The sequence below is a fragment of the Bradyrhizobium sp. dw_78 genome (genome assembly GCF_018449525.1).
Classification (GTDB): domain Bacteria; phylum Pseudomonadota; class Alphaproteobacteria; order Rhizobiales; family Xanthobacteraceae; genus Bradyrhizobium.
Genome location: NZ_JAAVUS010000001.1, coordinates 420309 through 434457, shown reverse-complemented (window position 1 = coordinate 434457; position 14149 = coordinate 420309). Strand labels below are relative to the sequence as shown.

Annotated in this window: 14 protein-coding genes; 1 reads left to right on the top strand and 13 read right to left on the bottom strand. The window is 60.9% G+C overall.

Features of this window, described 5'->3' with window-relative positions; genetic code table 11:
• Positions 1-2: 2 nt before the first annotated feature.
• From HB630_RS01995 to HB630_RS01960, 8 genes are all read right to left on the bottom strand, one after another.
• Entirely contained in the window at positions 3-791 is a 789-nt protein-coding gene (locus HB630_RS01995; protein ID WP_213769730.1) for an ABC transporter ATP-binding protein, read from the bottom strand.
• Positions 792-812: 21 nt separating this feature from the next.
• On the bottom strand, positions 813-1862 hold the full coding sequence (locus HB630_RS01990; protein ID WP_213769729.1) for an ABC transporter substrate-binding protein: 1050 nt from the start codon (positions 1860-1862) through the stop codon (positions 813-815).
• Between the two features lie 401 nt (positions 1863-2263).
• Positions 2264-2971 (bottom strand): ABC transporter ATP-binding protein, encoded by a 708-nt coding sequence (locus HB630_RS01985; RefSeq protein ID WP_213769727.1) that lies wholly within the window; start codon positions 2969-2971, stop codon positions 2264-2266.
• Positions 2964-3734, bottom strand: coding sequence for an ABC transporter ATP-binding protein (locus HB630_RS01980; protein WP_213769725.1), 771 nt, complete (start codon positions 3732-3734; stop codon positions 2964-2966). Before HB630_RS01980 ends, HB630_RS01985 begins: the two co-directional genes overlap by 8 nt.
• Complete coding sequence (locus tag HB630_RS01975) at positions 3731-4627, bottom strand: branched-chain amino acid ABC transporter permease (protein WP_213769724.1); 897 nt, start codon at positions 4625-4627, stop codon at positions 3731-3733. The genes HB630_RS01980 and HB630_RS01975 overlap by 4 nt, the downstream gene beginning before the upstream one ends.
• The gene (locus tag HB630_RS01970) at positions 4624-5508 is read right to left on the bottom strand and encodes a branched-chain amino acid ABC transporter permease (RefSeq protein ID WP_213769722.1); all 885 of its coding nucleotides are present in this window, start codon (positions 5506-5508) and stop codon (positions 4624-4626) included. The genes HB630_RS01975 and HB630_RS01970 overlap by 4 nt, the downstream gene beginning before the upstream one ends.
• 9 nt (positions 5509-5517) lie before the next feature.
• Positions 5518-6651 (bottom strand): ABC transporter substrate-binding protein, encoded by a 1134-nt coding sequence (locus tag HB630_RS01965; RefSeq protein WP_213769720.1) that lies wholly within the window; start codon positions 6649-6651, stop codon positions 5518-5520.
• Positions 6652-6941: 290 nt separating this feature from the next.
• Entirely contained in the window at positions 6942-7430 is a 489-nt protein-coding gene (locus tag HB630_RS01960) for an ester cyclase (protein WP_249780598.1), read from the bottom strand.
• 149 nt (positions 7431-7579) lie between these two features.
• Here HB630_RS01960 and HB630_RS01955 point away from each other — a divergent pair, with 149 nt between their 5' ends.
• On the top strand, positions 7580-8518 hold the full coding sequence (locus HB630_RS01955) for a LysR family transcriptional regulator (protein ID WP_213769719.1): 939 nt from the start codon (positions 7580-7582) through the stop codon (positions 8516-8518).
• An 83-nt stretch (positions 8519-8601) separates the two neighbouring features.
• Here the strand turns inward: HB630_RS01955 and HB630_RS01950 are convergent, their stop codons facing one another.
• The 5 genes from HB630_RS01950 to HB630_RS01930 form a co-directional block, all read right to left on the bottom strand.
• Positions 8602-9285, bottom strand: coding sequence for a pyrimidine 5'-nucleotidase (locus tag HB630_RS01950; RefSeq protein WP_213769717.1), 684 nt, complete (start codon positions 9283-9285; stop codon positions 8602-8604).
• Positions 9286-9369: 84 nt separating this feature from the next.
• On the bottom strand, positions 9370-10260 hold the full coding sequence (gene nadC / locus HB630_RS01945; protein ID WP_213769716.1) for a carboxylating nicotinate-nucleotide diphosphorylase: 891 nt from the start codon (positions 10258-10260) through the stop codon (positions 9370-9372).
• A gap of 19 nt (positions 10261-10279) precedes the next feature.
• The gene (locus tag HB630_RS01940; protein ID WP_213769715.1) at positions 10280-11536 is read right to left on the bottom strand and encodes an amidohydrolase family protein; all 1257 of its coding nucleotides are present in this window, start codon (positions 11534-11536) and stop codon (positions 10280-10282) included.
• Positions 11537-11813: 277 nt separating this feature from the next.
• Positions 11814-13274, bottom strand: a complete 1461-nt coding sequence (locus tag HB630_RS01935) for an aldehyde dehydrogenase family protein (protein WP_213769714.1) — start codon at positions 13272-13274, stop codon at positions 11814-11816.
• A 2-nt stretch (positions 13275-13276) separates the two neighbouring features.
• Entirely contained in the window at positions 13277-14008 is a 732-nt protein-coding gene (locus tag HB630_RS01930) for an orotidine 5'-phosphate decarboxylase / HUMPS family protein (RefSeq protein ID WP_213769713.1), read from the bottom strand.
• Positions 14009-14149: the final 141 nt, after the last annotated feature.

Genomic DNA, 14149 nt, shown 5'->3' with positions numbered 1-14149 from the left:
GTTTAATTGACCTGCGCCCGGGCGGCGTCCACTTCGGTCCGCAGGTAGCCCCATATCTGAAACACCAGTTCACCAAACTCGCGATCCCGCCGCAGTTCCAGAATGTTTCGCGGACGCGGCAGGTTAACATCGACGACCGCCTTGATGCGTCCCGGGCTCGCCGTCATAATCACGATCTTGTCGCCGAGGGTGACCGCTTCGTCGACGCTGTGGGTAATGAAGATCACGGTCTTCTTGTGCTCTTCCCAGATCCGCAGCAGTTCTTCCTGCAACAGCAGCTTGTTCTGTTCATCAAGCGCCGAAAATGGCTCGTCCATGAAAAGAACTTCAGGATCGTTGGCGAAGGCGCGCGCGATCGACACCCGCTGCCGCATGCCGCCAGAAAGCTGATGGGGATAATATTCCGCAAAGCGGCGCAGGCCGGTGCGATCCAGATAATGCGACACGATTTCGCGGATCTGCGGCGCGCTGACACCGCGCAGCTTCAGACCATAGGCGGCGTTGTCCCAGACATTCATCCACGGAAAGATGGAGTCGCCCTGGAAAACCATCGCGTTGAGCGGCCTGCTGCGATCGTCGCGCCTGATGCTGAAATTTCCCGACGTTCTCTCCTCAAGCCCGGCGACGATCCGCAGCAGCGTCGTCTTGCCACAGCCCGAAGGGCCGACCACGACGCAGAACGTGCCGGGAGCGATATTGAGAGAGACGTTGTCCAGTGCGGTGACCAGGCCTGATCGCGACGCGAACGTCTTGCTCAATCCGTCCAGCGAAATTTTCGGGGGCGCGTCCATCGGAGCCGACCTCAAAGCGTATTACCGGCCCGCGGTATAAGGGCCGAGCACCGAGAGGGCGGCCTCGACGAAAGACGTATCGACCGCATCGGTGACCGTGACGGAATCGGAGACGAGCTTGAGATCCTTGTAAAAGGCCAGATCCTTGTTCAGGCTTTCGAGATTCAGGCGGCCGTCCGGATCGACTCCGTTGGGCGACACCGCGTGATAGATCGCGGGATCCTTGACGTTGGTTTCCTTGATCAGCATTTCGATCAATTCGTCGGCGTTCGGCCCGGCCAGCCGACCATCCTTGCAGGCCCCGTTGTAAAAGCGAACGCCTTGCAGATAGGCAATCATGAAGCGCCGGGCGACATCCGGGCGCTCCTTGATGAATTTTCCGCTGTAGAGCAGCGGCGACACATTCTGCTTCGGATAGAACATGTCGGACGGATAACGAACCGCCGCGCCCAGCATCAAGGCGCGCGTTGCCGAAGGCTCGATGACAATGGCGGCATCCACTGCATGATTTAGCAGCGCGGCCGCCATGTCCGGGTAAGGCATGTTATAGATGTGACTGACGTCGTCGTATTTCAGGCCTCCGGCTTTCAAGGCCTCGTTCAGCGTCGAACCGGGCGCGCCACCCTTGCCGGCCTCGGCGATGCGAAACCCTTTCAGGTCCGCGAAAGTCTTGTAACGGCCGGAGTCCACATAGTCCTTTCGAACCAGCAGCGGCATGTAGCAATAGCCCGGCATGTTCGATGATTTATCGGCAACGACCTTGATGTCGATGCCACGCGCGATTGCATTGTAAAGGCCCGCCGACGTCGCGCCGGAAGCAACATCAACCTGACCCGCGCCCAGCGGCGCGACCATCTGCGAGCCGTTTTGAAACGACGTGCAGGTCACATTCAGATTCTGCTGCTTGAAATAACCCTTGTAGATGCTGGCGTAGAAAGCGCCGTCGCTAACCGATCCCGGAATGCCCAGTTGCACATTGTCCATCGCTTGCGCGTAGGACGCCGACATCAATGAGGGTGATGCGATCGCACCAACACCCAGCAACTTCAATGCAGCCCGTCGTGTTCGCATTCAGCTTCCCCGTGCGGGTCGAACCAACAATCTGAACATGTCGGAACACGTTCAACGGCTATTTTACATGCAATATTTGTACCGTCGTTTCGCAACGACCTTTAGAGCCAGCACATCTTGGGACGGTGGGTCCAGCCCTTATCGGCCAGTTGATTTAAGAAACGAGACTGACACGACGGCAGCGTTTTCATTCATCGCGACGCGCGTTCGGCACCCGCTTCGGCGCTGAAAAACAATCATTATCGCTGGATGAATCCGAGTGCAGTCCGACAAGCAACGCCCGAAGCAATGCGGCCGAATCAATCGTAGCTGCGACGTTCGGGCGCAGCCCTTCGCACTGTCGCTAAACGCAACTGAAGCCATTCGGCCGGATCAAACGGCGTTGTGCTATTCCGGCTTCGTCATGACAGCGCACCGAGATAGGCTTCGGCGATCTGCGCGGACTTCAACAAATCGCTCGCGCTGCCTTCGAAACTGATCCTGCCGGTTTCCAGCACATAGCCATAGGTCGCGACCGACAGCGCCTTCTTGGCATTCTGCTCGACCAGCAGCACGGTGGTGCCGGTCTCGTTGATCTCGCGAATGGTCCGGAAGATGTCGTTGACGATCTGCGGTGCGAGACCCATCGACGGCTCGTCGAGCAGCAGGAGCTTGGGCCGCGCCATCAGGGCGCGCCCGATCGCCAGCATCTGCTGCTCGCCGCCGGACATCGATCCGGCATATTGCTTGCGCCGCTCGCGCAAACGGCCGAAGCGCTGATAGACAGCTTCGATATCGGCCCCGACCTGGTCGTCGCGCCGCGTGTAGGCGCCGACCAGCAAATTGTCCTCAACGCTCATATTCGCGACGACGCGGCGCCCCTCCGGCACCAGGCTGACGCCGCGCCTGACGATGGTGTCGACCGCGAGCCGGCTGATCTCCTTGTCTTCCAGCACGATCTCGCCAGACGATGCCGGAACCAGACCGCAGATCGCCGACAACGTCGTCGTCTTGCCGGCGCCGTTGGCGCCGATCAGACAGACGCAGGCGCCGGTCGGCACCGACAGCGAAATGCCTTCGAGCACATCGACCGCGCCATATCCGGCCTTCAGGTTGCGGACCTCAAGCATCTTCGCGTCCCAGATAGGCTTCGATGACCGCCGGGCTCTGGCGAATCTCGGCGGGCGTCCCTTCCGCGATCTCGCGGCCAAAGTTCAGCACCACGATGTGATCGCACACTTTGGATACGAGATCGATGTCGTGCTCGATCAGCAGCACGGTGATGCCCGATTGACGTATTTGCAGGATGAGATCGCCAAGCCGGCCCTTCTCGGCATGGTTCATGCCGGCGGCCGGCTCATCGAGCAGCAGCAAGCGCGGCTGCGACGCCAGCGCCCGCGCGATCTCGACACGGCGCCGGTCGCCGTAGGAAAGATCACCCGCAGCGCTGTCGGCCAGGCGATCGATCCGCAGTTCTTCAAGCAGCGTCCGGCATCGTGCCTGCGCCGCGCGCTCCTCGGCGGCGACACCGGGCAACCGCGCGAACACCGACGGCAAGCCTTTCCGATGACTGCGATGGGTGCCGAGCATGACATTCGCCAGCACCGTCTGATCTGCGAGCAGCCTGATATTCTGGAACGTCCGCGCCACGCCCAGCGCCGCGATCCGATGCGGTTCGACCCCGGTCAGATTCTCGTCGTCCAGCATGATGCGGCCGGCATCGATGGGATAAAGGCCGGTGATCATGTTCATGGTGGTGGTCTTGCCGGAGCCGTTCGGCCCGATCAAGCCGGTCACGTGGCCCGCTTTGGCGCAAAACGAAACGCTGTCCACCGCCACGATGCCCTGGAAATGTTTCGCGATCTGCCAGACTTTAAGCTCGCCGTCGGTCATTGCTTTGTCCGCGGTGTTGCGGTTGCGACTTTGCCGCTCCCCGATTTGCCCGAGCGCCGGCGCAACTTCAGCACCGACAACGCGCCGTCCGGCAGATACAGCACGACCGCCACCACCAGCGCTCCCATCAGAATTTCGCGCAACTGGTTGGAGAAGCGCAGCGCCTCGGGAAGAATCGTCGTGAACACGGCGCCGACGACAGGACCGGCCAGCGCGTTGACGCCGCCGAGAATCGGATAGGTCAGCGCATCGACGCTGCGCACGAGGCCGAAATCGCCGGGACCGATGAAGTAATTGAGATGGGCTGCGAACGCGCCGGCCATGCCGCAGATGAAGCCGCTGGCGACGAACAGCGAGAGCCGGTACGCGAAGACATTGACACCCATGGTCTGGGCCACGACGTCATCCTGCTTGATGGCGGCGATGGCGCGGCCGAAATAGGAGCCGCGCAGCGTATGCACCACATAGACCATGACGATCAAGGCGAGCACCAGATGCCACGTCTGGGTATAGCGCGGAATGCTCACGATGCCGAGTGCGCCGCCGGTGAAGCTGTCCCAGTTCAGCGCGATCACCCGGACCACCTCGGTAAAGCCGAAAGTCGCCAGCATGAAGTAATCGCCGCGCAGCCGCAGCACCGGCGCACCGATCAGCGCTGCGGCCGCCGCGCCGCAAATCGCGCCGGCGAGCACCGCCGGCGCAAATGGCAGACCCAGTTCCATCGTGAGATAGACGCTGGAATAGGCGCCGAGAGCCATGAAGCCGCCGGTCGCCAGCGAGAACATGTTGGCGCTGAGCGCAAGGAACAGACCATAGGCGATCAGGGAGTTGAGCAGGCACAGATCGATGATGTTGGAGTAACTCGCGATGAATTGCGCGACAGCTGCATTCATGCGCGACGTTCCTCGAACCTTGAAAACAGGCCCGTGGGCTTGACGAGCAGGATCAGGAAGATCAGTCCGAAGCCGATCGCATCGCGGAACGACGACGAAACATAGGCGACGCTGAAAACCTCGACGAGACCGAGCAGGAAGCCGCCCGCGACCGCCCCCGGCACGTTGCCGAGACCGCCGAGAATAATGACGGTGAGGCCCTTCACCAGCATCTGCTCGCCCATGAAAGGCGACACCACGTTGAACAGATTGCCGAGCAACATGCCGGCTGCGCCGGCCAGGCCGCCGGCCAGGAAGAATGTCGTCAGGATCGTGCGGCCGACCGGCACGCCGACGATGCGCGCGACATCCTCGCTATAGGCCACGGTACGGATCGCGCGACCTGTCGAACTGCGCTGCAACGTCAGCGCCAGCAGCGCCATCAGCACGATGGAGACCACAAGGATCACGATCTGCAACAACTGGATGCGCACGCCGTCGATATCCCAGGCGGTGTCGAGCAAGGTGCTCGCCGGATAACGCTGGACCTGCGTGCCGAAGATTTCCTGCGCAATGCCCACCATCATCCGCGCCAGAGCGAGGCTGGCCACCAGCCCCATCCAGCGATGGCCGCCGCGCACCCGCAAGGTGCGGAAGATCACCAATTCGGCCAGCACGCCCAGCACGCCGCCGCCGACCAGCGCAACGAGAAGCGCCAGCGGCGCCGGCAATCCCAGACGCGCGGCTTCAAGCCCGAAATATGCGCCGCCCATGAAGAAGGCGCCCTGCGCCATGTTCACGATGTTCAGCACGCCGAATATCAGCGTGCAGCCCATCGCAAACACGGCATAGGTCGATCCAAGCGAGATGCCGTTGACCACCTGCTGGAGGAAGACCGACATACCGCGCTGCTATTCGTTCGTTACAGGGGTAAACTTGCCGTCTTTCACAGCAAGAACTTTGGGATCGATCACCGGTTCCCGATCCGTATCGAAGCTGAACGGACCCATCGGGGAATCGAGATTCTTTGTTGCGGCGACGGCGTCCCTCAGCTTCTTGACGTCTCCGACACCACCCGCCCGCTTCACAGCATCGGCAAACGCGTAAACCGCCGTATAACCCTGCGCCGCAAATGAGTCCGGATCGGAATTGTATCGCTTGCGATAGGCTTCCACGAACGACTTGTTGCGGGCGGCATCATAGGACATGTACCAGGTCGAACCGACGAGATAGCCTTCGGCTGCCGCGCCGCCGAGTTCGGCCATCTTCGTCGAGATCGAAGCAACAGCGCCCATGATCGGGACCGACTGCGGAATTCCAAGCTGCCGGGCCTGACGTACAATATTCGCACTTTCCTCCGCGAGGCCGCCGATCACGATGGCGTCCGGGTTGGCGCCCTTGATTTTGGTCAGCTGCGCAGAGTAATCGACATCGCCCTTCTGGAAGGTTTCGGTGTCGACAATCTTGATACCCTCGTCTTCCAGCGCCTTCTTATGCACACCGTAGGCCGTTTTCATCAGCGTGTCGTCGATGCCGTAGATCTGTGCAGCGGTCTTGAGGTTGAATTTCTTCTTAGCGTAGCGCAGCACCCCGGGAAACACGCCCGCTTCGGGCGGACTCGTTCTGAAGATAAAATCGCCCATCGCCGTAATTCCCGGCGCCGTGTTCGAATTTGCAATCACGAGCACCTGCGCCTTCTGGGCGATCGGGTCCGCAGCGAAGGCGCTCGTCGCCAGCGTGGGGCCGAAGATCACACTGACCTTTTCCTGGAAGATCAGGCGCTGAAAGATATTGACCGCCTGCCCGCGGTCACCCGCGTCGTCTTCGTAAATCGGCACCAGCTTGGACGCACCAAGCATCCCCGAGCCATTGATTTCATCGATGGCCAAAAGAGCAGCGTTCTTTCCCATTGTACCGTAAAGGGCAGCCGAGCCGCCTGACGTTGCCTGAACGATCCCGACCTTGATTTGCTCATCGGCCGCAGCCGCCGGGGTGATAGACGCAACTGCCAGTGCAACACACGCGCTCAGTGCAACGTACTTCATTTCTCTCTCCGAGTTAGGTCAGCACCCACCTAGCAATTACGGGGCCAACTAAGCGTTATAATTATCAAAATTGATCGCCAGAATTTCCCGGACCGGATGCGCAGCACGCAAATGCGTCATTCTGCCTCGCCGGCATTTTCGCAACCGGCCGCGAGACGCGTGAAGTCATTTAGCAAGAGACTCCCTCCGCGCGATCTCGGGCGTGAATTCACGTTGAGCGTGCCTTTTTACGTTGAGCGCGCCTTGCAAAACGGCGCATCGCGCCAAAAATCGTTCTCCTGTCGACGTCGTCATTTGGCGGCGAACTCAGGGCGCTTGACCAGATCCCCCTGCATCCGGCTGAGCAGTCCGTAAATATCTCCGAGAACCCAGAGATCGCGCACCTTTCCGCCGTCGAATGTGAAGATAGGCACGCCATCCCAGCCGACATCTTGGCCGGTCGGCGCACAGCCGAACAATGGCTGCCGGTGGACGCCGTGAAAATGCAGCTTGCCCATCACCTGGTCGTTCTCCTCGACCATGCTGATGATGTCGCTTGTATAGTTTTCAAGCGAGTTCCTGACCCAGAGGACATAATCGGAGAATTGCGCGTGTCCGATCAACACCGGCCCAAGTGATCCGCGAAACGTGAAATCGTCGTGGAAGATTTCCGGTACCAGCTTGATGTCACCGTGATCCCACATGTCCTTGTAGAATTTACGAACGACTTCCTTTTGCGGACTCAGCATTACGCCATCGAACTGCATCGGGTTTTCGCGTTTGGTCGGCACACTGCTCATGATCCCGGTCTTTCGCCTTCTGAATTCAAATTCACCAGACGGTGGTTGCCCGCCTCCCGCAAAGATGAAACATGCATTTTCGCTTGTAAACAGGACGTTTTGCCCGTTATTAGGGCGTTTACGCCCGAAATATCCTACTCCCGGATCATATGAAGCATCGGCCGAGCGATCTTGAATGGACCGATCTCCAGACTCTGCTGGAGGTCGCACGTGAGAAAAATGCTACCGCGGCCGCGGCCCGCTTGGGCATCGACGTGACAACGGTCAGGCGTCGTCTGGCCGCCCTGCAGCAAGCCCTTGGCATTCGTCTGTTCGTCAAGAACGGCAGATCGCTGCAGCTCACCAATGATGGCGAACGGATCGTCGCCGTCGCCACTGGAATGGAAGGCCTGAGCAAGGAGATCACGCGCGGTGCAACCGATGCAGCGCGCGATCTGGTCGGAGTGGTGCGCATATCGACAATGGAAGGGTTCGGAAGTTTCTATCTCGCACCGCGTCTCAGTCAGTTCATCGGTCAACATCCGCGGCTTTCCGTCGAACTCGTGTCATCCCAGCACATCGTCAATCTCTCGGAACGCGAAGCCGATGTATCATTGAATATGGTGCGGCCGCAGCACGGCCGGCTGATGGTTCGCAAGGCTTCGCAGTTCGCCGTCGGGCTCTACGCGGCTCAAGCCTATCTCGATGCTAATGGGCACCCGGCGAGTATTGCCGCGCTGGAAGATCACACCTTCATTACATATGTCGACGAACTCGTATTCGTGCCGCACGTTCGCTGGCTTCCGGATGTCGTCAAAGAACCCAAGGTTCGATTCACCAGCACCAGCCTCGTTTCGCAATATGAAGCGACGTGCGCCGGCGCCGGATTGGCGATGCTGCCCCACTTCATGGCGGCCCGGCGCCCAGGTCTGATCCGTGTCTTGCCGGCTGAAATCAATCTGGTGCGCGACTGGTGGCTCGTGGTGCATCAAGACTTGCAAGCCGTGCCGAGAATTCGCGCCATAACCGATTTCATTACCACCACTATGCGGCACGACAGCCGCGTTCTCATGAGCTCCGATGAGATACCGCCTCTCGATCTGCGATAAGCCGGTCATCTCAAGAGCAAAACTGAGGCAGCTTTTGCCCATTAATTGATCCGCATTCTCTGAAATGCAGCGAGTGCATCCAATCATCGCAATCGCTCGTTCCGCCCCATGATATCGCGTAAGAAAGCCGTCAGATTCGAAATCACCGCGTCGACGTGGTCCGGTGCCTCGAACGCATCGACGTCACGGATAGCAGGCTCCGCCACCAGCACGGTCTTCATGCTCTGCTCATGCGGCACGAGAAGATTTCCGACGCGATCGTCGAACATCGCCGATGTACGGGGATCGATGCCATGCGTACTGAAGAAGCCGGAAAAAGCGCTGAGATGCGGCTTGCCGACAAAATCACTGTCTTCGATGCTGCCGATCGCATCGAACAGATCAGCCATGCCCATGGCATTCAAGGCGGCGGCTGCGTGACCACGTGATGCGTTGGTGAAAATCACCCGCCTGCCCGGCAGCGCGCGAAGGGCCGCGATCAACTCTTCGTCCGGCACCAAGGCCGACAGATCGATATCATGAATGAAATCCAGAAACGCTCGCGGGGCGACGCCGTGCAGTTCGACCAATCCCTGCAAGGTCGCACCGTAGCGTTCGTAATAATCGAGATGGACGGCTTCGGCAGCCACCAGATCGATCTTCATGTGGTCGGCGATGAACAGTACGACGCGTTCTTTCAGCCGTCGATGGATGCCCACCGAGCGGGGATAAAGGGTGTCGTCGAGATCGAATACCCAGCTATCGACATGCGCAAATGCTTCGCGCATGTCGTTTTTCCGCTCAACTTCCATCCTGGTCGCAGAACCGATCATGAAGCCTTTCAGGGCTGAAAGTTCGAGCGCCCCCCGGCGTTATTGCGTCGCCTCTTTCAAACGCTTGATCGTACGATGCGCGCTCGGCTTGATGTCCTTGACGTCGAGACTGATATCGAGCGCCTTGATCGAGTGCGTGAGATCGCCGACCGAGATGATATCGACGCCGGTTTCAGCGATCGGCACGATGGTCTGTTCGTTGATGCCGCCGGAGGCTTCGGTGATGGCGCGGCCATTGACCAGCTTCAGGCCGGCGCGCATCTCGTCGATATCCATGTTGTCGAACATGATGATCTCGACACCGCAGGACAGCGCCTCCTCGACCATTTCCATGGTCTCGCATTCCACCTCGATCTTGAAGGTGTGCTGCGCGGTGGCGCGGAGCGTCTCGATCGCATTGGTGATGGAGCCCGCGATCTTGATGTGATTGTCCTTGACCAGGATGCAGTTGGCGAGGCTGAAGATATGATTGTGGGCGCCGCCGACGCGAACCGCATATTTCATGATCATGCGCAGGCCGGGCCAGCCCTTGCGGGTGTCGGTGAGGCGCACCTTGGTATGCTTGACCAGGTCGACATAACGCCGGGTCTTGGTGGCGATGCCCGACATCTGCTGCAACCAGTCGAGCGAGTTGCGCTCGATGATGAAGAACGTCGAGGCACGCGCCTGGATTCGCAGCAGCACGGTGCCGGGACTGACCACGTCGCCATCCTGCACCGCATAGTCGATCCGCGCATCGGGATCGATCTGCTTGATGGTCTCGTCGGCCAATAGCAGGCCGCAGACGATGCCGTGGCCCTTGGCGTAGATCTGCGCCGTCTGGATCGGATCTTCTCCGACCAGGAAGCCGCCGGTGGTGTCGCCGGGGCCGAGCTCTTCGCGCAGCGCCTGCTCCACCAGCGGCCGGATCATAAAGCGATTGAGTTTCATCGGACCGTTCCTTTGAACCTTAAGAGGATAGTTTGTTGGTGAATGCCTTGCCGGCTTTCATGATGAGGTGAAGGCACTCGCGCTTCTGCATCACGCGGATATCGTCGAGCGGATCGCCATCCACCACAAGGATGTCGGCGACCTTGCCCGCGGCGAGCACGCCGAGTTCCGGGCGCTCGATGCATTCGGCGGCCTTGCTGGTGGAGGCGACGATCACCTCCATCGGCGTCATGCCGAGCCAGTCTACCATGAACTCCAGCTCGACCATGTTCTCGCCGACCAGCAGGCGGTGCGACTGGTCGGTGCCCATGGCGACCTTGACGCCGCGGCGCACCGCGTCCTTCCAGATCGGGATCTGGTCCTGCATCAAATTGTAGATCTGCCTGTCCTTGACGTCTTCCTGGCCCATCTGATGTCCGGCCCAGGACTTGTCGTCGCCGCGCTTCTTCATCGAGAGCGGCACCAGCGCCAGCGTCGGAACCCACCAGGTTTTCATCTCGATCATCGTGTCGGCGGCTTCCTCATCGAGGAACCAGCCGTGTTCCAGCGAGTGGATGCCGGCCTTCACGGCGTTGCGGATGCCGTCGATGCCTTCGGCATGAACCGCCACAGGGCGCCTCTTGGCCGCGGCCTCCTCGACCGCAGTGCGGATTTCATCGACGGTGAACTGCGGCTCGTCCCAGGAGTCGGTAATCGAGGTGATGCCGCCGGTCGCGCAGATTTTAATAAAGTCTGCGCCGCGCATCAAAAGTTCGCGCACCACCCGGCGAATTTCCTCGACGCCGTCGGCCACGGTATTCGGCAACCAGGCACGTTTCTGAATTCGCATGTCGGCCGGCACCCAGTAGTCGCCATGGCCGCCGGTCTGCGAAATCATGCCGAGCGAGATCAACAGGCGCGGCCCATCGATCAGCCCCTCGTCGATCGCGGTGCGGAAGCCGGCGTCGGCGCCGCCCATGTCGCGCGCGGTGGTGATGCCGCAGGCCAGCGTCTCGCGAAAGATGTCGATCGAGCGCAGAACATTATAGGTCGGCGTGTTGAGCAGATGCTGGCGCATGTCACGGGCGCGATAAGTGCCGTGGACGTGGCAGTCAATGAAGCCCGGCAAAATAGTGCGGCCCGACGCGTCAAGGCGCTTGGCGCCAGCAGGAATTGCTACATTTGCCTCGGAACCCGACGCAACTATTCTCCCGTCCTCGATGACGACAATGCCGGAGCGGATCGGGTCGCCGCCCAGTCCGTCAATCAAGGTACCACCGACAATTGCAGTCAGCATCCAGGAAGTCCTTCTTATTCGAGTTGGAAGGCTAGCAGGGCCGAAACCAAGGCGAAGCTCCAAAAGCCGTTCAATCCATGGGTCCAGCAGAACTGGCCCCATGTCCCGTCCACGTGTCCCCGGATTGAGGGCTTCGGACGACGCATCGTCCTTCTAAGCCTTCGGCTCCGATTGAATCAGAACCCAAGCTTCAAATTCCTGCTTTGACGCGTTTCCTTCCCGCGAAGCGGTATCCACCCCGGATCAGGTCCTGGGCAGGCTTTCGCTCGAGAACGCTCTATGTAAGGTCCACCGTCACGGTTTTCACCTCGGTATAAAACGCCAATGCGTTCATCCCGAGTTCGCGTCCCAATCCGGAACGCTTGTAACCACCGAACGGCGCAAAAAGACTGGTGGAACTGGCACTCGGCAATCCGTTGACCGCGATCATGCCGGTGCGCACGGCTTTCGCCACCCGCAATGCCCGGCCGATATCACGCGACCACACCGAGCCGTTGAGGCCGTAGGCCGAGGCGTTGGCCATGCGGATCGCCTGCGCTTCGGTGGCGAACGGCGTGATGCTGCAGACCGGGCCGAAGATCTCGTCGCGGTAGATCGGCAATTCCGGCGAGACATCGCCGAACACGGTGGGCAAATAGAAATTACCCTTCTTCAGTTCGGCAGGCCGGGCACCGCCCGTAACAAGTCTGGCGCCACCCCTTTCCGCGGCGCGAACGCTGCTGTCGACGCGCTCCCAATGCGGCGCCGAGATCAGCGGGCCCAGCGTGGTCGCCGGATCGAGCGGCGAACCAAGCCGCAACTTTGCGAGTTCATCGACCAGCGCCTGCGTGAACGCCGCCACGGCGGATTTCTGCACCAGCATCCGCGAGCGGGCCGAACAGGACTGACCGGCATTGCCGAAGGCGGCGCCGACAGCGCTCTTCGCCGCCTTCTCGATATCGGCATCGTCAAACACGATGCAGGCGTTCTTACCGCCGAGCTCCAGCGCCACGCTCTTGATGCTGCCGGCCGCGGCGCGCATCACCGCGGTGCCCACGGCCGTCGATCCCGTGAAAGATATGCCGTCGATCGCCTCGTGCTCGGCCAGCAACTGGCCGATCTCGGCGCCGCCGGGCAGGATGTTGACGATACCTGCCGGCACACCACAATCGGCAATGATCTCGGCCAGCATCAGCGTCGAAAGCGGCGTCAGCGGCGAGGGCTTCAGCAGGCAGGCGCAACCTGCGGCAAGCGCCGGCGCAAGTTTCCAGGCAGCGGCCAGCAACGGAAAATTCCACGGCGTGATCTGGGCGACCACGCCGAGCGGCTCGCGCAGCGTGAAATTGAGCAGGCTTTCGGACACCGGAATGGTGTCGCCGAAAAACTTGTCCATCGCGCCGGCGTAATAATTGAAGACGCGGGCCGCGCCGGCAACCTCGCGGCATGCGCCCGAGATCGGCTTGCCGCCGTTGACCGACTCCAGCAGCGCCAGATCTTCCGACCGCGCCATGATGCCGTCGGCGATGGCGCGCAGCACCTGGCCACGCTCATAGACCGGCATCCGCGGCCAGTCGCCCTCGTCGAAGGCGCGCCGTGCGGCGCCGATCGCCTTCACGACCTGTTCGGGACGCGCCGCCGTGACGCTGGCGACCGTCTCCCCGGTCGCGGGATCGAGCACAGTGTCGACCGCGCGGCCCGCCTCCTGAAAGGCGCCATCAATGAAGGGCGTCAGCCGCAGCCTGGCGAGCACGGGTGTCATGCTCAGGCGGCGGTCTTGACCGCCTGCATCTGCTCATACAAATGCGCAGCGGCATCGCCCGGCGTCTTGCTGCCGGTAATCAGACGTCCGACGATGGCGAAACGGCGCTTGCACGCCGACGCCGCCGCGAAGGAGGTTTCGATGCTGCCGCCGAGTGCGCCGAAGCCGGTGAGCAGCACCAGCGGCGATGTCACGTTGGCGGCGATCCATTTCGACCAGCGCGCGATCTTGACGGGGTCATGGGCCGGCAACACGAAATGATCGGCCTTGTTATGGACGGCACGGACCAGAATGCGGTCGAGCGCATCGTCGATCATGTAGCCACCGCCGGAGACGCCATAATCCGGCACCGGGATTTCACCACCGACCAGCGGAATCAAGCCGGCCCGAACCGCTTCGCCGACAAAGCCGTCCACCGCGGTCGGCCCGGCCACCGGAAACAGGATCAGGCCATCGACATCGGCTTCCTTGCACAGCGCGGTGTATTTCACCGCCATGTCCGGCATATCGGGGCCGGCCTTTTGGTGATCGTAGATGATCGGCAGATCGGTGAGGTCGCGCAGGCGGCGAACCGATTCCCGCAGGCCGAACCGCAGCACCGAGGTGAGACCGAGCTTGTAGCCGGCGACGCCTTCGCGCTTCGAGGTTTCGCGCATCACCAGTTCGAGATGTTCGGGAGAGTCGATATCGAGCGCGGGCACGATACCCATATTTCCCTTGAGCGCAATTGCCATGAGATCCTCCTCGGTCAATCTTGAACCGAGGCTAGGCGGCCCCCCCGCGTTTCCCAAGGTCCGCGACATGATGCGTTGATGGTACCAGTCGGCGACTGGTTCCATGAACTGCCAATTCACTGGCGCTGAGACCGTGGCCTG